This window comes from Wolbachia endosymbiont of Laodelphax striatellus (assembly GCF_007115015.1).
Taxonomy (GTDB): domain Bacteria; phylum Pseudomonadota; class Alphaproteobacteria; order Rickettsiales; family Anaplasmataceae; genus Wolbachia.
On the sequence record NZ_MUIX01000001.1, the window covers coordinates 611578 to 631703 of the forward strand.

Below are 20126 nucleotides of genomic sequence, written 5' to 3' on the forward strand. Positions count from 1 at the left end.
TATGTCTAGAATTCCAGATACTTAACTTTTATTTTTAAGTTAAAAAAAAACAATAGGCGCCTATTGCTTTTATAAAAAAGTGTAAAAAATAGAAATACTTTAAAGAATATAAAATAAAGGTAGAAAAGGTTCGAGTAATTAAAAACCATTTCCAGGCATAAATTTGCCATGCATACCTAAAAAGTAATTACACTAATATAATATTCACACTTATATGCTAATATAGATATAATACTAATTAAAGAGCATGTTATGTAAGAAGAAGTATCAGATTTTGTAGATGCTCTTTGTCAAAATAAATGTGATTCCTTTCGGGTGACACCCTCCTATATCTTTCTTTAGGTTACGCAGAAGTCTAATACAATTATAGAACAAGCTTAAAAGTTCTGGTAAAGTAGTTTTATTTACAAAGGATATGCTACTTGATATTGAAAAACGCAGTATAACAAATGCACTGTGGAAGTTACAAGAAGCAGATCAAAGGGAAATTTTAACTCTTATACAGAGATTTGAGTTGCCAGAAATATTAGCAAGAATATTAGTTGCTCGTGGTGTTAACATCGAAAATGCACATGACTTCTTACATCCACTAATCAGATCGCTATTACCAGATCCCTTTCACCTCCTTGATATGGATAAAGCTGTTTCTCGCATAATAAAAGCAATAAACAATAATAAAAATATTGCAGTATTTGGTGACTATGATGTTGATGGCGCAACGTCATCAGCATTGATTAATAGGTACCTAAGAGCGATTGGGACACACTCTATAATCTATATTCCAGATCGTGTTGATGAGGGCTATGGATTGAACACAGATGCTTTATTACAACTTAAAAAGAATGGTATTGATTTATGTATTTCTGTTGATTGCGGTACGCTTGCATATCAACCAATAGAAGAGGCAAGGGTTTTTGGACTTGATATTATAGTTGTCGATCATCACCTTGGTATAGAAAAATTACCAAGTGCTGTAGCAGTTGTTAATCCCAACCGCCTTGATGAGAGTTCTCCTTATACTAATCTTGCAGCAGTTGGAGTATCATTTCTGCTAATTGTTGCCCTTAACAGAAGCCTACGTGAGCAAGGATTTTTTACCAACAAAAAAGAACCAGATTTATTTGATCTACTGGACCTTGTTGCACTTGGAACTGTTTGCGATGTTATGCAGATCACAGGCCTAAATAGGGCTTTTGTTTTACAAGGATTAAAAGTTATGTCAGCAAGAAAAAATGTTGGCTTACGTGTTTTGTTTGACGCTTTGGGAATCCTTGAAAAACCAAGTGCTTCACGGTTAGGGTTTAATATTGGGCCATGTATAAATGCCGGAGGAAGAATTGGAGAAGCATCACTCGGTGCAAGGTTGCTCTCCAGCGATGATGAAGAAGAGGCGCATTCAATCGCGCTAAAATTAATAGATTTAAATAATGCAAGAAAAGTGTTAGAAAATGAGGCTCTCTTAGAAGCTACAACACAGGCAGAAAAATTTACCTTATTAGGTGTAAATTTTATAATGGTAAGTGGCAATTGGCATCAAGGAATAATTGGTATCATTGCATCAAGACTAAAGGAGCAGTTTCACCTACCAACAATAGTGATATCTTTAAACAATGGAATAGGAAAAGCAAGTTGCAGGTCAATTTCTGGAGTAGATATTGGTGCTGCGGTTCTTTCTGCAAAATTTACCAACCTAATCATTGAAGGTGGCGGTCACAGTATGGCAGCGGGATTTTCGATTAAGGAAGACAAAATAAGTGATCTACATGATTTTTTTACTGAAAGATTTGCAAACTCTACAAATGACAAAATCATAAAAGCTGATGGTATAGTAACAGCTAAAGCAATAAACTTATCCCTGTGGAATCAATTGCAACGCTTAGAGCCATTTGGTGTTGGCAATCCTGAACCGAGATTTATCATCCAAGGAGCAAAGATAAGAAAGCCGGAAGTTATAGGAGTTGATCATATAAAATGTTTTATTGCTGACGATAATGTTATGGTCAAAGCTATTGCGTTTCGCTGTACAAATACTGAGCTTGGCTCTGCTATTATGCAGGGTAATGTTAAAGCCATTTTGGGTAAAATCTCTATGAATTACTGGAATGGCAATGAATTTGTGCAGTTTTTAATAGAAGATGTGCTAACACGTAATTAACATATCTCACAAGCAAATCCTGTTACTAAGCATCTTAACGTCCAAGGTGTTCATCGTAAAAGCTAAAAATCATGGACGATGAATTCATAGGAAAAATTAGTGAAAATGGACCTATCTTAGCTTTTTTTTGATAAGCTCCTATGAGCAGAGCTAACATAAAAAATGCTTGTCAGCTTTGCTCATTTTTTCTATCCTTTAACCTTTTGTAAATCTATAAAGTTTAACTCAAGGTAACATCAAGTTTAGAAGTCTTTCTATTAAATGAAATAAGTTTCAAGGATCTGTTCTGCCCACTCTAATGTTTCATGAGTTCCGCTATACATTTTAGAAAGTTTATCCACTATATTTTTAAATTCAGGATTTTGTGTACAAGAATGCTCTTCAATATCACGAAGTATTTCTTTTTCTAGATCATAGTTTATTTTATCTTGACTACGTATTTTCTTTGCAGTAGTGCCAAGCAACCAATATCGAAATTCTGAATCAATGCAGTGTAACCTTTGCCACATATTAGTAAGTTTAGCAGTACCTCCTGTTAAGTAATTCTCATAAATTTTGCTGATAATTTCAGGATGCTGATCTTGAAGAAAATTGAACATTACTAACCCAACTGAATAATTGTCACTTTCCGTGAGATCAGATGGGGAATTATTTATAAAACGTATATCTTTAGCAAAGACTGTCTTAATACCATCCATTATTCCTTTTTGACATGGAGTATTGCATACATTTTCATCTAAGAGCTCACATGAAATTCCCATTGCAGTACCCTCTTCCAGCAATTTTAACGGAGGTAAATCTTTATGCTTTGTCATCTCTTGCATACAGTGTACAAACTCATGAGAGAGAGTAAGATAGTTAATTTCAGACGAGGGAAGAAACTTCATTAACACATCAGGAAGTGCAAATGGTTCACTTAGTTTACTAATAGTAAGTCCCATCTCGTCCGATGTATCTTCCTCCCTTCCTAAATATACTTTACGTACATCGTCATATTGCTCACGATCTTCAAATAGAAATATACGGAAGTTAAAATCTGTATTGTTTGGAACAATTTTATATTTCTGACATAGTTTGAAAGTGTCATTTATAACTTTTTCAATTTCTTCTAGTTGTGCATCAGTGATATCTGAATGAAATAACTCTACCTTAATATTACTTTCTTCAACATTAATTGTATGTTTATATGGAAGAATTGTGCTTATTTTAGTTTTAATCTCATCTCTTACTTGATAGTCTGGTTTAACCTTAAAAAGGTCTATACTTGAAAAAAGATTAATCTCATCAATAAAAAAACCCATATTAGCCTATCATAAATTATTTAGGCGCAGCATAGAACATGAAAGTTAATATGTAATGAATAAGCGGGTTTATCTATCAATCTCACCAAAGACTATGTCGAGTGAACCGATAATTGCTGCAATGTCAGCAAGCATGTGTCCTTTTGCCATGAAATCTAAGGCCTGTAAATGCGCAAAGCCAGGTGCTCTTATTCGGCATCTGTAAGGTCTATTGGTACCATCTGAAACTATGTATACTCCAAACTCGCCTTTTGGTGCCTCAACAGCTACGTAAGCCTCACCCTCTGGCACGTGATATCCTTCTGAATAAAGCTTAAAATGATGAATCATAGCTTCCATGGATTCTTGCATTTCCTCTCTTGGCGGTGGAGAAATTTTTCTATCTTCAGTTTTTATTGGCCCTTCAGGTATCTTCTCTATGCATTGCTTCACCAAGCTGATAGATTGCCTAATCTCCGCCATTCTTACTAAATAACGGTCATAACAGTCACCATTTTGACCGATTGGTATATCAAAATCTAGCTGATCATATATCTCATATGGCTGGCTTTTCCGCAAATCCCAAGCGAGACCAGCAGCACGCAGCATCGGTCCACTAAAGCCCCAATCAAGAGCTTCTTTAATTGATATCTTGCTGATTTCTACAGTGCGTTGCTTCCATATCCTGTTTTCTGTTAGAAGCTCATCAACATCATCTATATACTTTGGAAATTGCGCTATAAATTTTGCAATATCCTCAATCAAACCTTCTGGAATATCTGCTGCAACTCCACCTGGTCTTATATAAGCTGCGTGAAATCTTGCACCTGAGGCCCTTTCATAAAATTCGAGTATTTTTTCTCTCTCTTCAAAGAGCCACAAAAGAGGGGTCATTGCCCCAACATCAAGCGCTTGGGAAGATATATTGAGTAAATGATTTAGTATTCTTGTCAGCTCACAAAATAGAACACGCAAATATTTTGCCCTAATCGGAACTTCACATTGCAATAACTTTTCTACACACAATGAATATGCATGCTCTTGCGACATTGGTGACACATAATCAAGGCGATCAAAATAAGGAAGAGCCTGAAGATAAGTTTTATGTTCTATCAATTTTTCAGTGCCGCGATGCAAAAGCCCAATATGAGGATCTGCCCTCTCAATCACCTCTCCATCCATCTCTAAAACAAGACGCAACACTCCATGTGCGGCTGGATGCTGCGGTCCAAAGTTTAACATCATTGTCTTTAGATCAGGCATGCTTGGTAGTTTAAGGTATTGGAACTTTATAGGGTAAAATGTGCTTAAAGTCAATAGGCTTCTTGTACAAGCTATAACTCATCGTTACAATAGAAAAAACTCTCAAAAACTTCACCACTTCTTCATAATCTGATAGACAATGTTTATGTGTCACATACAATTATTGCACTTATGTTGATCAAGGCAGCGAAATTATGTATAGATAATTTTGATTGAGAAATAGTTTTTCTACTATATAAATTCTACTTTAGAGTAATCAAAATTAATGAAAAACAATAAATATAGTTTAGGCTTAAGGATCATTCATTGGTTAATGTCTGCTCTTATTATTGGTATGCTTTGTTCTGGGCTGTACATGAAAAATTTGCCGATTAGCAGTGAAATTAAATTCAGCATATACGCTATTCATAAGGCTTGTGGTATCACCGTTCTTGCATTAATTGTAGTACGTATATTTTTTCGCGTCTTTACTTATGTTCCGCCATTACCAGCCAATTTTTCTCGATTCGTAATCAATGCGAGCAAAACGATACACTTTTGTTTATATGCTTTGATGGTGCTAATACCGCTATCTGGTTATGTCATGTCTTCTGCTTCTAGCAAAGAAATCAAATATTTTTTTCATATCCCTTTATTAATTAACCATAATGAAGATCTAGCTAGTGCAGCTAATCAGTTACACTCGATACTTGCGTATTTTATGGTACTCTTTATAATCTTACATATAATTGGCGCTTTGAAACATACATTCATAGATAAACAAAATATTTTTAAACGTATGATATAGGCTATATGTTGAGCAGGCTTTGGAAGAAAGGAACGAATTTTCTCGGTAGTGAGTTTGCGATAATGGGTGGTGCTATGAGCTGGGTTTCGGAAAGAAATTTGGTTTCAGCAATCTCAAATGCTGGTGGATTTGGCGTAATTGCATGTGGTGCAATGTCTCCAGACTTACTGAAAAAAGAAATCATAGAAACACAAAAATTAACTCATAAGCCATTTGGTGTAAACCTAATTACTATGCACCCAAAGTTGAGTGAGTTGATAGATGTGTGCATTGAAACGAAAGTAAGCCACATAGTGCTTGCCGGTGGACTACCAACGAAGCCTAATATAGAAAAAATCAAGAGTGCAGGCATTAAAGTTATATGCTTTGCACCAGCATTAAGCCTTGCGAAAAGGTTAGTAAAAATGGGAGTAGATGCGTTAATAATAGAAGGTATGGAAGCAGGAGGACATATCGGTCCTGTTAGCACTTCTGTTCTCGCACAAGAGATATTACCTCATTTTAAAAATGAACAAATACCAGTGTTTGTCGCAGGTGGAATAGGAAAAGGCGAAATGATAGTGCAATACCTAGAGATGGGAGCAAGTGGCTGTCAAATAGGTACATTATTTGTCTGCACAAATGAGTCAATTGCCCACAAAAATTTTAAAGAAGTGTTTATCAAATCAGCTGCGCGTAATGCAGTATCTTCTGTGCAGATCAGTGCTGATTTTCCTGTAATTCCAGTAAGAGCTATAGCTAACAAAGCAAGTGACGATTTTATGAAGCATCAAAGAGACATTATCGATAAATATCAAAATGGACAGATCTCAAAAGAAGAGGGGCAACTTGAAATAGAAAAGTTCTGGGCTGGAGCCTTAAGAAGAGCAGTAATTGATGGAGATGTTGAAACAGGATCTTTGATGGCCGGTCAAAGTGTTGGCATGGTTGATAGAGAAAAGCCTGTAAAAGAAGTGATAGATATGCTAGTTCAACAGGCAAGCAATTATGTTGAAATGTAAAATCAGTAATCAGCAAAGAAAATAGTTAGCAAATTGCTATAATTATCCGCAATAAGGCATAACTGCCCAGTTTTAATGTAAAATTAACGCTAAAGAGGTATTCATACATTTTATTTGTATGAGAGGAATGTTATGCTAGGTACTTTAAAAAAATCTAGAAGTAATGATTTACCTTATAAAATAGAAGAGCTTATTCAATCTTTGAGTAATGAAGAAGATCGTAAACTGTTCACCAATATATACAAAAAGGTCACAAAAAAAAAACATAATAATGAAAGTCCAAAAAAGGGAGATGGGACTATCACAGAATGCATAGAATTGTTCAACAAAGGAGCTGCTCCCAACGTATTAATTGAATTAGAAAAGTCATTGAGAAAACAAGAAGAATATTATAATTATTATACCAAAAACTTTCTTCCAGTATTGGAAGAAGAAGTAATGAAATTAAAGGTCGAACCTTCAGTATCTAACAATGAAATAGAACAATCACAAGGGTCACCAACAAGAAGAGGAAAAATATTAAAAATAATTTCAGAGATTGCTAATAAAAGCAGTGACAAAAATCATTCTAGTAGCACTATTCAAAATCAAAAAAGTCATCAAACAGATAGACAAGATAATGCTACAGGATTATTTAAGAAAAAAAATTTTCCTAGTGAAGTTGTAATTGCTGAAAATTCGGTTGTTAATGCTCTAGAAAGCGATTCTTTAGCTAAGGGTGTAAGTGGAAAAGGAACCCCTGGAATATATAATCCCTTGAGAAGTTTAGATCGTTATGATGCTTCAACAGCTCTTATATCAAAACAACTGCAAGAAAGAAAGGAGATCGCACAATCACAATTGAGTAGTCAATCTGATCTTTCGATTGATAGTAAAGATTTAAAAAATGAAAAGCCTAACATAACTGTGAATGCTGTAGAAGTGCCAAGCGGTGCAAATACTTCTAAACTCAGTAGTGGCAATGACTCAGATAGTGGAATAAATTCATCTGGCTTGGCATCAAGTAGCAGAAGGAGCAGCTTAACTTCAATTTCATCTGAGGAAAGTGTACACTTAAAATTAAACCCTGCTGAGGAAGATAATGGTTTGCAACTAGAAGATGAAGGAAAAACAAAATTAGCACATCCGAACAAAACAAGGCCCAAAGGGCCAAGCGGAAGAAGATCCCCTTCTAAATATTATAAGAAGACTGAAGAAGGGCCTCATTGTGTGATCTCAGTGACAGGCAGTAAGGTAGAAGATACAATGCAATCCAATAATTATGAAAATAATAGTAAAATCAAAAACAAAAATCTTCACGTCGCACTTGTAACAAGTTCTGCTCTCTTAGCAATAGGGTGCATTGTTGCAGGAGCAATGACATCAGGATTAGTAGGAGCAGGACTGTTTGTGGTGGCTGCAGTGTTTGCTACAGCAGCTGCTGCTGAATTTTGTTCAAATATTCTGTCAAGTAAATTGACATCCATTAGTGTGAGTCCTCTTGTTGATAATAAAGAGCTAACACGGTGATAAAAGTTAAATATGAGTTACTTATGGTGAGCAAGTGAATTCGGTTCTTGCCTATTGATGTAAAAATTGTTACATTTGAGGAGTATCTTAAAGGTATTTAGCTGATGCATATTCAATTGGGTAGAGTTTTTGCTATTGTAGCCCTGTTAAGTTTTATCTTCATGTCATGTTCTAGCAAAGCAAGTGATGAATTGAAAAATATACCAGGAACGTTGAAAGAACTTATTTCTTCATTTTCAGTTAAAGACACTGTAGAAAATATGAGTCCCTCAACAATTATAGGTTTATGTATAGCTACAGTGATACTTGCAGTAGTGTTCAGAGGCCTAATTTTTTTCATGATAATGTTTGGCGTACTGGTCATGATGTTTGGAAGCACAGAAAAGGCAACAGATTACCTGAAAGAAAAATTCAACTTTGCAAAGGACATACAGTTACAATCCAATAACAAAAAAGAAGATAAGGATTAAGTAAGATAGATGATTCTTTATTATCTTTTTATTGAATACGAATGATATTGTATGCAACCAAAAGTACCAGCCACTAGCTCTAATTCTGAAAAAAAGAACAATTTAGCGTTACTAGAAAGTATTAATTTAGATTTTATCCCTTATGCTTGCCACTACGATGAAGAAACTATACTAACAAAACAAGGGGAATTGTTAAAAATAATCAAGTTAGAAGACTATTCTTCAGTTGATAACTATGGTGATCTTAGAACTGAAATTAGAAAAAGTATATCAAAAAATATCCAGAGTTTATATTTTACAGTTTGGATTCACACTGTCCGTAAGCGCAATAAACTGAGCTTACAGTGGAATAAAACTGCAGACTTTTCCGATCAGCTACACTCAACGTGGTTTAATAAACTAGTTGATAGTAAACTACAGTATATAAATGAGTTATACATTGTGGTGTTACTTAGTGATTTTGGCAAACATATTAATAATGCATTTTTTTTTGGCAGGATAAAGAATAGGCACAAGTTATTTTTACAAAAAAATCATCAAGAATTACAAAAAATAACTGACCTGATTCAAAAAGATTTAGAACCTTTTGGAGCTAAAAAACTGGGCCTTAGGTCTAGTGAAGGCAAAATATATTCTCAAATGATGGAATTTCTCCATTACATTATTACATTAACGCACAAAGATTATCCAATATGTGAAAGGGATCTATCGCAGCATGTGAAAAACCTAAAAGTAGCTTTTGGTTTCAATAAATTTCAAACATCGTTTGAAGGTCAACAGAAGTTTGGTTCTATTTTTTGCATAAAGGAATATCGAGAAATCCCCTTAGAAAATATAGATAGGTGTTTGCAACTTGACTCTGAGCTTATCATCACAGAAATAATAATATTTACTAGTAATAATAAAGCAGTAAAAGAATTTAAAAAACAAATTAATATACTGCAAATCAGTGAGGACAATACCTTACTTCAAAACTCAGGAATAAATGAAATAATAGAGCTTGAAAAAATTTCTGCTATGGATTTTTGTCAACAGAAAATTATTGTTACAATCTTTGCAGATGATAAGAATAGGTTAGCTAAAAATATCAGCGATTTATCCTCTGTAATGTCGTTAATCGGGTTGATGATGTTTAGAACTGATCTGCACATGGAAAATCATTTTTGGGCACAGCTTCCTGGAAACTTTGCTTTTGTTACACAACCAAAAAATATATTAGAAAAATATGCTTGCAGCTTTGCTATGTTGCATGATTTTACATCAGGTACGTTAAAAGGAGGAAGATGGAAAGAAGCAGTAACAGTTTTTTTTTCAAAAAAAGGCAGTCCTTACTTTTTTAACTTTCATGGAAAGAAAAATAATGGTCATACCACAATACTTGGAGCTCCAAATTCAGGTAGAACCTCACTGATCAATTTCTTACTTTCGGAATCAAGAAAATTTAACCCTAGGATTGTTATATTGGATAATACTGGAAAATCAATAATATTTACTAAAGCAGTAAGCGGCCAATATTACATAATTGATCCAAAATATAAAGATAAAAGTCTAAAATTTAACCCACTGAACATTGAAGATAGTGCTTCTAATCGCAATATGCTTGTTGAATTGATCAAAAGGATGGTTGCAGATGCAAGTTTGGTAGACGTAGAAGAAAAGACAAAAAAAATTGTAGATTCTATATTTGCTATACCAAGAGAATCGCGATCTATTTCTCAAATTTCTGAAGTGCTTTTACTTCTTGGAGGCAAAATAAGTAAATGGTGTGGTGAAGGTGAATTTGCTTACTTATTCCAAGATGGTGATGAGTCAGATATTGACTGGGGAACAAAAACTATATCCCTTAATACTGCAAATCTCACTAAGCAAAAAGAATGTATGTCCGTGATACTTTACTATTTCTTATACTCTTTCGAAGCAAAATGTGATGGCTCACCTGCAATACTTGTTTTGGATGAAGCATGGGAGATAAGTAATATTTTTCCTACAGAGGGAGAGTTTGACGACTGGATGCAAAGAATGACAAAGTTAAATGTTGTAGTAATTCTAAGTACTGAAAACTTAAACCTAGCATTTGCTAGCAAGTTTACTCAATATTTAGATAAGCATGTCGATACGAGAATCCTGATGCCGAACATAAATGCAAACAGGTTATACATGAAAGCATTTTCTCTGTCGAAAGAGGAACTGAATGTCATTTTGCAAACACCAACACAGGAAGGTTTATTTTTGATAAAGCAATACAAAGGTTTAGTAACTTTAAATCTAGATTTGAAGAATATAAAAGAAATACATGTACTTTCAGCTAATAAAGAGACTATAAAGTATATGTATGAGGCGATGAAGGAAAAAGGCGAGAAAGTGAGTAAGTGGTTACCGGTGTTCTATGAAAAATGTAAAGCTTAATTTTTTATTGATATTCTCCTTGATATTTTGTCTTTCTTATCAAGGATATGCTGATTGTCCGCGTTTTGTGGAAAGTAATACTGATATTGAGGCAAATGCAAGTAAAGTAGGTAAAGGCTTTTGGAACTTCTTTACTGGCAAGTGGGGTAGCCTGGATTTTGATCCTCATCTATTAAAAGAAATCAAAGTAACAATGGTGAAAGATCAAGGAGTAGGCGGTTACTTCGATCCAAAGATTAAGGTCTGCGATTACGAAGGGAACGACAACTGTTATATATTATCCAGTGGAACATTCTGCCGCCAGATATATGGAACGCAGAGTACAGGAGCTGGAGTTTCTGCAGCAGCTTTTATAGATTGGGAAGGAGATAAAACAAAAGCTGGAGGAGAAATTGCCCAAGGTCTTGGATGGGAGTGGGCAGATGGTGTTACTGATGAAGAAAAAGTAAAATTTGCTAACGCCCCTAAAATATGCGCTTGTAGTCAAAAGGGGGCTTGTATGTCAGGAATTTCTTCATGGGGCTCTAGAGTATTTTCTGGAGAAAATATTTTTCGTCCTGGAGAGATGGAAAAAGTTTGTGATACATGCTATCAAACAAAAGTAAAGTGTGCCCCTGTGCCACTTGCACCTGGTCCACCTCCATTCTGTGAACAACTTGCGATGTCACCACCGCAAGTTAGAATTGTTCCTATAAGAAACCAAGATAATGATTACTTTAATCCAAGAGTTGGAGTCATTATTGGTGAGCTGAAGGAAAGAAGGGAGATATATGTTCCATCTGCTGTTTCAAATCACAATAATATTCCAAGTTGGACATATCCTATTCCAGATAAAGATACCCACCATCACTTTAAAACTTATAGAAAAAAAGGTCAGCTCTGCGCTGAATACTATGGTACTGAGGAAGAAGAGTCCGAAAGAAAATTACAATTTCCTGCTCGCTGCTTCCCAGCGCCACCTGCTCCAAAGATTGAAGAAGTGAGCATACCAAAGCCTAATGAGGGTAAAGGCGAAAATACGCTAAAAGTAAAAATGAAGATGAGTGAGAACGTTTGTACTTATGACGCACGTGGAACTCACAGTAATGGCATCTGTACTTTTTATGTTAATAAAAATTCTCCTACATATGTTGGCCATCTACCTTTAAAAGTAGTAAAGCCAGCAATAGTGGCAAAAACAACTGATAGCAGTAACAGTAAAAGCGACATCGATAGCGTAATAGAAGGTATATTAAAAAATAATTCGCAATTTGAAGTTCTAGAAAAATATGGGTATGTTCCCGATATCGAAGCAGAATGTAAAGAGCTTCAGAATGGTAAGTGCAAACTAGATGGCTCAGGATATCCAAAAGTAGAAATAAAATATAAAGAAAATTCTAAAAGTAAAATGCTCTGCCTTTCTGGGTGGCAACCAGAACCAGAGGAGTTTGTTCTTGAAAAAGAAAGTAAGCTAATATCGCTAAAATCAATGGGGGCAAGATACAATAAATACAATACTGTTTATTCAAAGGAGTCTGATCAGCTTTATTATTTTCCCTGTAACGAAACAATTGAGGTTTTAGCAAAGCCACAAGATGCACTGAATGAAATAATATTTAATAAAAAAGGATATATTTCCATTCCTGCTGAAAATAAGTCTAGAGATAACTGCATGGCAAAAGAGGATAAAGAGGTAGATACAAAACAAAATTGTGACAAATGCAAAATAGTATATGAGTTAAAAAATGGAAAGCGTGAAGAAAAAAATTGTAATCAAGTCGATTATGGTTGCCTTTGCTTTGATGGAGTATGTAGTCGCTCAACACAGTATGTAGGCAAGGATAATAAGCCTTTTTACTTAAGAGTTTCACAAGATAAAAGTGGCGTTGTAACGAAGTTAGATAATCCAATTAAAGCAAATAGAACAGAAGTCTTTTTCGCTGATAAATTATGCAGGTTCGATTTAGACGGTTTAAAAAAGAGATTGCGTGAAATAATAGTAACGCAATTGAGAAATAAGAAGCAGGAGCTTGAAAGGAGTAATAAAGAATCTTATGAGCTTGGAGATGGCTATACAGACAACTTATTGGTATATGATTACGTTGAAATAGAAGCATGGGGAGGTGGTGAAGCTGGTCATATAATTGGTAAAGCTCGGTCTACTGTAAGCAAGCAAGGAAGGCCAGGTGATTACATTAAAGCTAAACTAAAAATCAACCCCGATTATCCCTACATTAAAGTAAAAGTAACAGAAGGTGGTGGTGGGCAAGAAGATTATAAATCTAACAAAGATGGGGGACCAACTTTAATAAAAATGTGCAAAGACCCTTCAGAAATAATTTGTAAAGATTTAATTACTGTTGCAGGTGGTGGTACATACAGAACCTATGGAAAAATAGATTATAAAGAGACAATAATTCATGAAGAAAGTTTAAAATTAGAAGAAAAAGTTACAAGAGGAGATAAGCTAAACTCTGGGGAGGATAATAAAATAGCATACATAAGAAATGGTGAAATTGGGTATGAAAATGTAAAAAAATGTAGTAAAAACTATGTGAATAAAAAATACGGTGCTGGCGGTTGTATCAATCAAAACACAGGGACTTATAGTAAAGGTGCTCCTGGTTATGTGAAGATTAAACCTATGTTTGAGAAAATTAATAAAGGAAGAGTAAAAAAAATAGATGATGCTATTGAAAAAATGATACAAAATCCAGATGACATCACAGGTATTGATGATTCCTTAATAAATAAACTTGATAAAAAGATTATTGATACAATTAAGAAAGAAATCGAAAACGAATTGTTAGGATCATAGTAAAAGGACCCTGATGGTTGCAAATGGGGTAAAGTTGAATTTACATCACTGAGACAGATGCATGTGAAAACAGTGTTTCTTTTCTTGTCATCACAGCTTCCATAATGTCATCTCAGTGCGTGATGCACAGCTGTATAGAAATTGAAGATGTCATTCCAGTGCGTGACACCCACTTCTTTCTAGTGCTTCCTTCCTTGTCATCACAGCTTCCATAATGTCATTCGAGTAGCTGACACTGGAATCCATGTAAATTTAACTGGACGCCAATGTCACAAACTAGTTTTCTCATCTATCTTATTTTGCTACTCTGCTGAACAGATACGTCAATTTTATCTACTGATGAGCTAGGTTTGTTGTTCTTCACATGTTGTGACAAAAGCTCCTTAACTCCTTTTTTCACAAGAAGTACTGAATTTGTATCCTTTTCAAGCATAAAAACTGTAGAGTTTTCAATTATCTCAGCTATTTGTAAAGGAGTATCTCCTGAATGGTTTTTAATATTAGCATCAGCTCCTTTTGCTAATAGTAATCTTGCTATTTCTTTGCGGCCTGTTATAGCTGCTATATGTAGAGGTGTATTGCCAATCTTATCGCCAATATTGACATTTATTCCTTCTATACTAAGTAATAACTCAACTATTTTCTTATGGCCATTCTTGATAGCTACACTTAAAGGATCTCTATCGACATTACAGCCATTGACCTTAGCACCATTATCAAGAAGCAACTTGACTACTGCTTCATGCCCATTCTGAGCAGCTAGATACAAGGGTGTGACATTATTTTTTTTATCTACTATGTTAACATCAGCATTTTTTGTGCTAATTAATAGTTCAACTATTTCAGTATGTCCGTTCTGAGAGGCTAAGTACAGAGCTGTTATACCAAATTCATTGTCTTTAGCATCAATCTCAATTTCTTGAGTATTAAGTAACACCTTTACAACTTCTACAAGTCCATTTTGAGCAGCAATATGTAAAGGTGTCTTACCATCAGTACAGTCTTTTATATTGGGATCAGCTCCCGCTTTAATTAACTCCTCTACTATAGCTTTGCTTTTAGCTGCAACAGCAAAGTGTAAAACTGTACTGCCTTTAGTAGTTCTTGCATGAATATTAGCTTCTTTACTGATTAGTAACTTTACTACGTCTAAATGTCCTGAATAAACAGCAAAATGCAAGGCTGTAAATCCTTTTTTATCCTTGATATTGATTGACCTTACCCAGAAAAAGTAGACAGAAAGTTAAGACGTTTTTGAAGTAAAATAAAACGTTTTTTCAAAGAGGTGTGGTATGACAAAAAGAAAAGAATATACAGCAGAATTCAAAATTGAAGCTATAAGACTAGTAAAAGAAACAGGTCAATCATCAGCAAAAATAGCAAGAGATTTGGGTATTAGCGGTAAGCAGATGGGTAAAAACATACAATGATAGAATGTCTGGAGTAGATGCGTTTCCAGGAAAGGGGAAAGTAGCTCATTGTGACAAAGAAAAGTTTGATTTAAAGAAAGAGCTGGCAAGAGTAACGAGGGAAAGAGACATTTTAAAAAAAGCCCTGGGATATTTTGCAAACCAAAAAGAGTAAAATATTCTTTTATAAAAGAACATGAAAACTGCTATAAAATACGGGAATTATGCAGATTTTTGAACGTATCTGCTTGTGGTTATTATAAATGGATTACTAAGGAAAAAAACAACAAAAAATCAATAAGAGAAGAGCTCATACAAGATATTCAGAAGGTATATCGATCATCACAATGCAGATACGGAGCTCCTAAAATTCACGCTGAATTAAAGGCTTTAGGTAAAAATTATAACATCAAAACAGTGCAAAATATTATGCAGAAAAATGGCATTCAAGCTAAGCTTAGACGAAAGTTTAAAAGTAAAAAACCACAAATAGACAATAGAGTTATAACTCCTAACATATTAAATCAGAATTTCATCGCTGATCAACCTAACAAGATATGGGTAACTGATATTACGTACATAAAAACTAATGAAGGATGGTTATATTTGGCAGCAATAATAGATTTATATTCACGCATGGTGATTGGGTGGTCAATGAGTAATGCAGTAAATAGGCAATTAGTTATAGATGCGTTATTCATGGCTATTGGTAGGCGCAAATCTCCTAAAAATCTACTATTTCATAGCGATCAAGGATCGCAATACACCTCTAAAAATTATCAATTTTTACTAAGTACAAAAAATATTACTTCTAGTATGAGTCACAAAGGTTGTTGTTATGATAATGCTGTTTCAGAGAGCTTTTTTAGTTCACTTAAGAGAGAGTTACTCATTGATACTTCACAACACTCTGCACAACAAGCTAAAACCGCAATATTTGAATATATAGAAATTTTTTATAATAAACAGCGTAGACATTCTACTATTAACTATTGCATTCCTGAGCTTTTTGATTCATCATTCTCATAGCAAAAACGTCTTAACTTTCTGTCTACTTTTTCTGGGTAAGGTCAGATATCAGTTTTTACATTAAGTAATAACCTAACTTCATTTATGTTACCGTTATAAGCGGCTTGATTTAATAGAATATTTTCAACCGGGAGCGATTGAGTGCTGAACATATTTACCTCTATATAATAGTATGCCTAGTGGTACTGCATCAAAACAAGGAACATTCAAGAAAATTTTTGCATCTGGCAATCTATTTTCTCTATTCTAATATATACAAACTCTTTAAACCCAACTTGTAATCAGGATAAACTAGAGAGACACCAAGATCTTTTTTAATTTTAGTATTGCTTACTTTTTTTGACCCTAAATAAAAACCCCGTGCGTAATTTGGTACGGAAGAAATCTCAACTGGCTCTGGAGGGCTAATATTGAGAAGCTCGGCTGCATACGTGACCACTTCAGATTGCGTAGCAGGTAAATCATCTACACAATTGTATATCTCATAAGGCTTTATATTTTGCATGGAAGAAAATAAAATATTCGATATATCTTCAACATGAACACGAGAAAAAATTTTTTTCACATTTCTTGCTTTGCCAAGCTGCAGGTCAATTAGCGCATTTCTACCAGGACCATATATCCCAGCCAAACGAAAAATATGTACAGGCAATTTGCTACTTAGCCACTTCTTTTCAGACTCAAGGCGCTTTTCTCCTCTTATTTCTATAGGCTTTGTTTCAGATTCCTCATTCACCCAATTACCACAGTGGTCACCATAAACATTAGTTGCAGACAGATAACCAAGCCATTTAATATTCTCCAGACAATGACCGTATCTCTCCATAACATCATCGCCGTCTGGAGGAATAGAAACTAAAACATGCGTTACGCTTTTAAGCAGATCTTGATCAACCTTGTCATAATCAAAAAGTTGTATATCTTTCTTTCTTGATGTACCGTTAACTTTCCAGCCTAAGTTTAGCAATTTTTTCGATAGAAATTTAGCTACATATCCGTAACCAAAGCAAAACAAGTGCATGGAAATTAATTTCCAAAATTCTTTTTGATAAACTCAACCCCTAACCTTATTCCTTCTTCATTAATAATATGGCCTAATCCATGAATTGGGTATCCTTGAGCGTTTACTCCATTTTCTTTCAGAGCTTTAACCGCTAAATTAAGGGAAGAAAAAGGTACCACATCATCAGCGTCACCATGAATAACACATATGTTAGGTTTCGATTTTATCTCTGGTGCAGTTTTTGCAGGAGAAAGAAACCTACCAGAATATGCAACAACCGATGCACAAGACTGAAGCCGGGTAAGAGCTACATGCATCGCAAGCATTGCCCCTTGAGAAAATCCAACTAAAGAAAGCTGAGTATCTTTTAAATTAAGCTCCTTTAATTTTGTATCAATAAAATGATTTACAGTTGATGCAGCATTTTTCACTCCACTGTATAGTGCTTCCTCACTACGATCCTCTAAACTAAACCACTGATAACCATCACCTATTTCTCTTTCAAATGGAGCATTGGGAACTACTAGATATGAATCAGGCAAAAACTTGCCCATAACTTTAGCAAGATGAACGAAATTATCGCCACTTGAACCCCAACCATGAAAAAAAATAATCAAATTTTTCTTATTTCCATTTGGGCAAATTTCTTGGCTTTGTAGTTCAATCATCTCTTCATCCCTTTATGTTTATATTTACGGTAATACTAAATTTGAGGAACAAGACCTCACTACTGCTATAGCTCTTTGATATGAATAAATACTACTTAGCTTCAACTTTCTCTATCAATTTCTTGACCATGCCTCTCAGTCTTCTGCTAGAATCATCAAGCTCTTGAATTTGTGAAGCATCTTTTCTCATGAGTTCTTTGTGATTACTCTTTATGTAATCATACATTTCCTTCATCTGAGCGATCATCTTGTTGATATCCATACCACCCATATCAGGTATCATGCTAGGCATATTTCCTTCTAACATTCCACCAGCCATAAGTTGCTGAGACATTTGCATGAATGGCTTTAAGGTCTGTTGAAGCAAATTAGGATCGCTTGCCAATTTTTCTATTTGCTCCTTGCAAGTATCCATGTACTGCTTCATAAATTCATCATCTTGCACTTTATCTGTCATAATTACACCTACTTGAAACCCATATTATATATTGTTTTCAAGTCAAAAACAATACAAAAACAGCCATATTAATACTTGATTAAATGACAAATTAGCTATTTTAAAGGGTCACACATACTCTTTAACCATTCCTTATCTTTTATGCTATTTTCTAAATTTCTATAGACAAATTGGTGGTAGCTATTTATCCATTTAATTTCATCTTCAATAAGCATTTGTACATCTATTAGCTTTTTATCATAAGGAACAGAGGTCAATTGTTTAAAGATTAAGAAGCTATTTTCTTGCTTTTCAACATACATAAGATTTTCAATCCTTATTCCATACTTTCCTGGAATGTAGTAGCCAGGTTCGTTGGAAAGTATCATACCTGGCATGAGTTTCACTTTATTTCCTTTTGATATTGCTTGCGGTCCTTCATGTACCGAAAGATAACTTCCTACTCCATGCCCTGTACCATGCATGTAGTCCATTCCAAAATTCCATAAATGTATGCGCGCTAATATGTCCAACTCCCCACCAGTAGTGCCAGAAGGAAAGACTGCACTTGCTAAAGCAATGTGAGCTTTTAGTACTATTGTGTAGTGAGCTCGTTGCTCATTAGTTGGATCGCCAATTGCTACAGTTCTTGTAACATCGGTTGTACCATCAAGGTACTGACCACCAGAATCGATCAAATATAGTCCATCTTTTTTAATAGCTTTATTTGTCTTATTGCTTGCACGATAATGAATGATTGCTCCATTCTCGTTGAATGCTGAAATTGTTGGAAAACTCGGTTGCTTAAACAAATTCTGCTCTTTTCTGTATTCTAAAACTTTTTCTTCAGCTTCAAGCTCAGTAATTTCACTGTCAATATTGTTTTCAAGCCAATATAGAAAATTTATAACTGCTACTCCATCTTTGATGTGCGCACTTATAGCTCCAGTTATTTCAGTTTGATTTTTTACTGCTTTGTGAATCAAACAAGGATCCTCCTTCTCAATTATCTGCTTATTTTCTATTAGACCTCTTTCATTACTTATTGTCATCCCAGTGCTTGACACTGGGATCCATGCTTTTTTATTTCTGGTCAAGCACTGGAATGACACCGAAGCTGATTTTTCATTTAAATAATGGTTATACAAGGGATCTATTGCATTCATAATGCTCATTGGAGTCGTGCTTGGATCTATCACCACCAAATTTAACTTATGTAGTGAATTTTCTAGCTCACTAATATCAAAAACATTTATATGGTTATCAAAATTTGCTTCTATAGTTGAATGTTCTTTATCTTGAATAAATAAATCAACATTGGCATTTTTATACAATATAGCACGACCCAATATACAAGGAGTATATTCAGCACTTTCATTTCTTAAATTTAATAACCACGAAATTGAATTTGGATCAGTCAGAAGCACTGCTTCAGCCTCTATGTTTTTAGCTACTCTTTCACATTTATCCTTACCACTCTCACCAGATACATGTGAGACTATTGTTTGTGCTTTATGACTACTATCTTTTTTAATTAAGTATGGTACTAGTTTACAAATGCCTTCATATTTTCTTATGTCCTTCATAGTAAAATATTGCGGATAGTAACCCAGTGAGGTAGTCAATGTTAAGTTTGCTTTTACCCATTTGTGTGGATCCTCTTCTTGTATATTATATACTCGAAAACTGCCCTGATCGAGCTGACTGCGAGCTTGTGTGATATAGCGTCCATCTGTAAAAAATGGGCACTTATTACTCTTTGTAACGATAAGTAGCCCATTTGTTCCCGTGAAGCCACATAACTCTGCTAACTCTTTTGAATATTCATTTAAATACTCGTCTTTAGTATTCAAAATAAATGCATCAACATTTATTTCGTGCATAAAAGAGCGAAATTCTTCGATTTTTGACAT

At 34.6% G+C, this 20126-nt stretch carries 14 protein-coding genes and 1 pseudogene; 8 read left to right on the forward strand and 7 right to left on the reverse strand.

Features of this window, described 5'->3' with window-relative positions:
- The first annotated feature begins 415 nt into the window (after positions 1-415).
- On the forward strand, positions 416-2155 hold the full coding sequence (gene recJ, locus BVG17_RS02810; RefSeq protein WP_063630686.1) for a single-stranded-DNA-specific exonuclease RecJ: 1740 nt from the start codon (positions 416-418) through the stop codon (positions 2153-2155).
- A 257-nt stretch (positions 2156-2412) separates the two neighbouring features.
- Here recJ and BVG17_RS02815 read toward each other — a convergent pair whose 3' ends face one another.
- Both BVG17_RS02815 and BVG17_RS02820 read right to left on the reverse strand, forming a co-directional pair.
- A complete protein-coding gene (locus BVG17_RS02815; RefSeq protein WP_063630687.1) occupies positions 2413-3456 on the reverse strand; it encodes a hypothetical protein in 1044 nt (347 codons plus the stop codon).
- A 69-nt stretch (positions 3457-3525) separates the two neighbouring features.
- Positions 3526-4698, reverse strand: a complete 1173-nt coding sequence (locus BVG17_RS02820) for an NADH-quinone oxidoreductase subunit D (RefSeq protein WP_063630688.1) — start codon at positions 4696-4698, stop codon at positions 3526-3528.
- A gap of 265 nt (positions 4699-4963) precedes the next feature.
- Here BVG17_RS02820 and BVG17_RS02825 point away from each other — a divergent pair, with 265 nt between their 5' ends.
- The 6 genes from BVG17_RS02825 (at position 4964) to BVG17_RS02850 (ending at position 13668) form a co-directional block, all read left to right on the forward strand.
- Positions 4964-5485, forward strand: a complete 522-nt coding sequence (locus BVG17_RS02825) for a cytochrome b (protein ID WP_063630689.1) — start codon at positions 4964-4966, stop codon at positions 5483-5485.
- A 5-nt stretch (positions 5486-5490) separates the two neighbouring features.
- On the forward strand, positions 5491-6486 hold the full coding sequence (locus BVG17_RS02830) for an NAD(P)H-dependent flavin oxidoreductase (protein WP_063630690.1): 996 nt from the start codon (positions 5491-5493) through the stop codon (positions 6484-6486).
- Between the two features lie 132 nt (positions 6487-6618).
- On the forward strand, positions 6619-7995 hold the full coding sequence (locus tag BVG17_RS02835) for a DUF350 domain-containing protein (protein ID WP_063630691.1): 1377 nt from the start codon (positions 6619-6621) through the stop codon (positions 7993-7995).
- 104 nt (positions 7996-8099) lie between these two features.
- Complete coding sequence (locus BVG17_RS02840) at positions 8100-8465, forward strand: hypothetical protein (protein ID WP_063630692.1); 366 nt, start codon at positions 8100-8102, stop codon at positions 8463-8465.
- A gap of 51 nt (positions 8466-8516) precedes the next feature.
- Entirely contained in the window at positions 8517-10871 is a 2355-nt protein-coding gene (locus tag BVG17_RS02845) for a VirB4 family type IV secretion/conjugal transfer ATPase (RefSeq protein ID WP_063630693.1), read from the forward strand.
- A complete protein-coding gene (locus tag BVG17_RS02850; RefSeq protein ID WP_063630694.1) occupies positions 10852-13668 on the forward strand; it encodes a hypothetical protein in 2817 nt (938 codons plus the stop codon). The genes BVG17_RS02845 and BVG17_RS02850 overlap by 20 nt, the downstream gene beginning before the upstream one ends.
- A gap of 289 nt (positions 13669-13957) precedes the next feature.
- On the opposite strand, the gene BVG17_RS02855 is transcribed toward BVG17_RS02850, so the two are convergent.
- The gene (locus BVG17_RS02855) at positions 13958-14881 is read right to left on the reverse strand and encodes an ankyrin repeat domain-containing protein (RefSeq protein ID WP_143688843.1); all 924 of its coding nucleotides are present in this window, start codon (positions 14879-14881) and stop codon (positions 13958-13960) included.
- A gap of 79 nt (positions 14882-14960) precedes the next feature.
- On the opposite strand from BVG17_RS02855, the pseudogene BVG17_RS09185 reads away from it, so the two are divergent.
- Positions 14961-16106: pseudogene (locus BVG17_RS09185) on the forward strand (IS3 family transposase).
- Between the two features lie 241 nt (positions 16107-16347).
- On the opposite strand, the gene BVG17_RS02870 reads toward BVG17_RS09185, so the two are convergent.
- From BVG17_RS02870 to BVG17_RS02885, 4 genes are all read right to left on the reverse strand, one after another.
- Positions 16348-17127, reverse strand: coding sequence for an SDR family oxidoreductase (locus tag BVG17_RS02870; RefSeq protein ID WP_063630696.1), 780 nt, complete (start codon positions 17125-17127; stop codon positions 16348-16350).
- Positions 17128-17132: 5 nt separating this feature from the next.
- Complete coding sequence (locus BVG17_RS02875) at positions 17133-17777, reverse strand: alpha/beta hydrolase (RefSeq protein ID WP_063630697.1); 645 nt, start codon at positions 17775-17777, stop codon at positions 17133-17135.
- Positions 17778-17868: 91 nt separating this feature from the next.
- Positions 17869-18234 carry a hypothetical protein gene (locus BVG17_RS02880; protein WP_063630698.1) on the reverse strand — a complete coding sequence of 122 codons (366 nt, stop codon included), beginning with the start codon at positions 18232-18234 and terminating at the stop codon, positions 17869-17871.
- 95 nt (positions 18235-18329) lie between these two features.
- Complete coding sequence (locus tag BVG17_RS02885; protein WP_063630699.1) at positions 18330-20126, reverse strand: aminopeptidase P family protein; 1797 nt, start codon at positions 20124-20126, stop codon at positions 18330-18332.

Coding starts and splice junctions, on each gene's coding strand:
- recJ (WP_063630686.1), top strand. CDS start 416: ATGCTACTTGATATTGAAAAACGCAGTATAACAAATGCACTGTGGAAG.
- BVG17_RS02815 (WP_063630687.1), bottom strand. CDS start 3,456: ATGGGTTTTTTTATTGATGAGATTAATCTTTTTTCAAGTATAGACCTT.
- BVG17_RS02820 (WP_063630688.1), bottom strand. CDS start 4,698: ATGCCTGATCTAAAGACAATGATGTTAAACTTTGGACCGCAGCATCCA.
- BVG17_RS02825 (WP_063630689.1), top strand. CDS start 4,964: ATGAAAAACAATAAATATAGTTTAGGCTTAAGGATCATTCATTGGTTA.
- BVG17_RS02830 (WP_063630690.1), top strand. CDS start 5,491: ATGTTGAGCAGGCTTTGGAAGAAAGGAACGAATTTTCTCGGTAGTGAG.
- BVG17_RS02835 (WP_063630691.1), top strand. CDS start 6,619: ATGCTAGGTACTTTAAAAAAATCTAGAAGTAATGATTTACCTTATAAA.
- BVG17_RS02840 (WP_063630692.1), top strand. CDS start 8,100: ATGCATATTCAATTGGGTAGAGTTTTTGCTATTGTAGCCCTGTTAAGT.
- BVG17_RS02845 (WP_063630693.1), top strand. CDS start 8,517: ATGCAACCAAAAGTACCAGCCACTAGCTCTAATTCTGAAAAAAAGAAC.
- BVG17_RS02850 (WP_063630694.1), top strand. CDS start 10,852: ATGAAAAATGTAAAGCTTAATTTTTTATTGATATTCTCCTTGATATTT.
- BVG17_RS02870 (WP_063630696.1), bottom strand. CDS start 17,127: ATGCACTTGTTTTGCTTTGGTTACGGATATGTAGCTAAATTTCTATCG.
- BVG17_RS02875 (WP_063630697.1), bottom strand. CDS start 17,777: ATGATTGAACTACAAAGCCAAGAAATTTGCCCAAATGGAAATAAGAAA.
- BVG17_RS02880 (WP_063630698.1), bottom strand. CDS start 18,234: ATGACAGATAAAGTGCAAGATGATGAATTTATGAAGCAGTACATGGAT.
- BVG17_RS02885 (WP_063630699.1), bottom strand. CDS start 20,126: ATGTCAAAAATCGAAGAATTTCGCTCTTTTATGCACGAAATAAATGTT.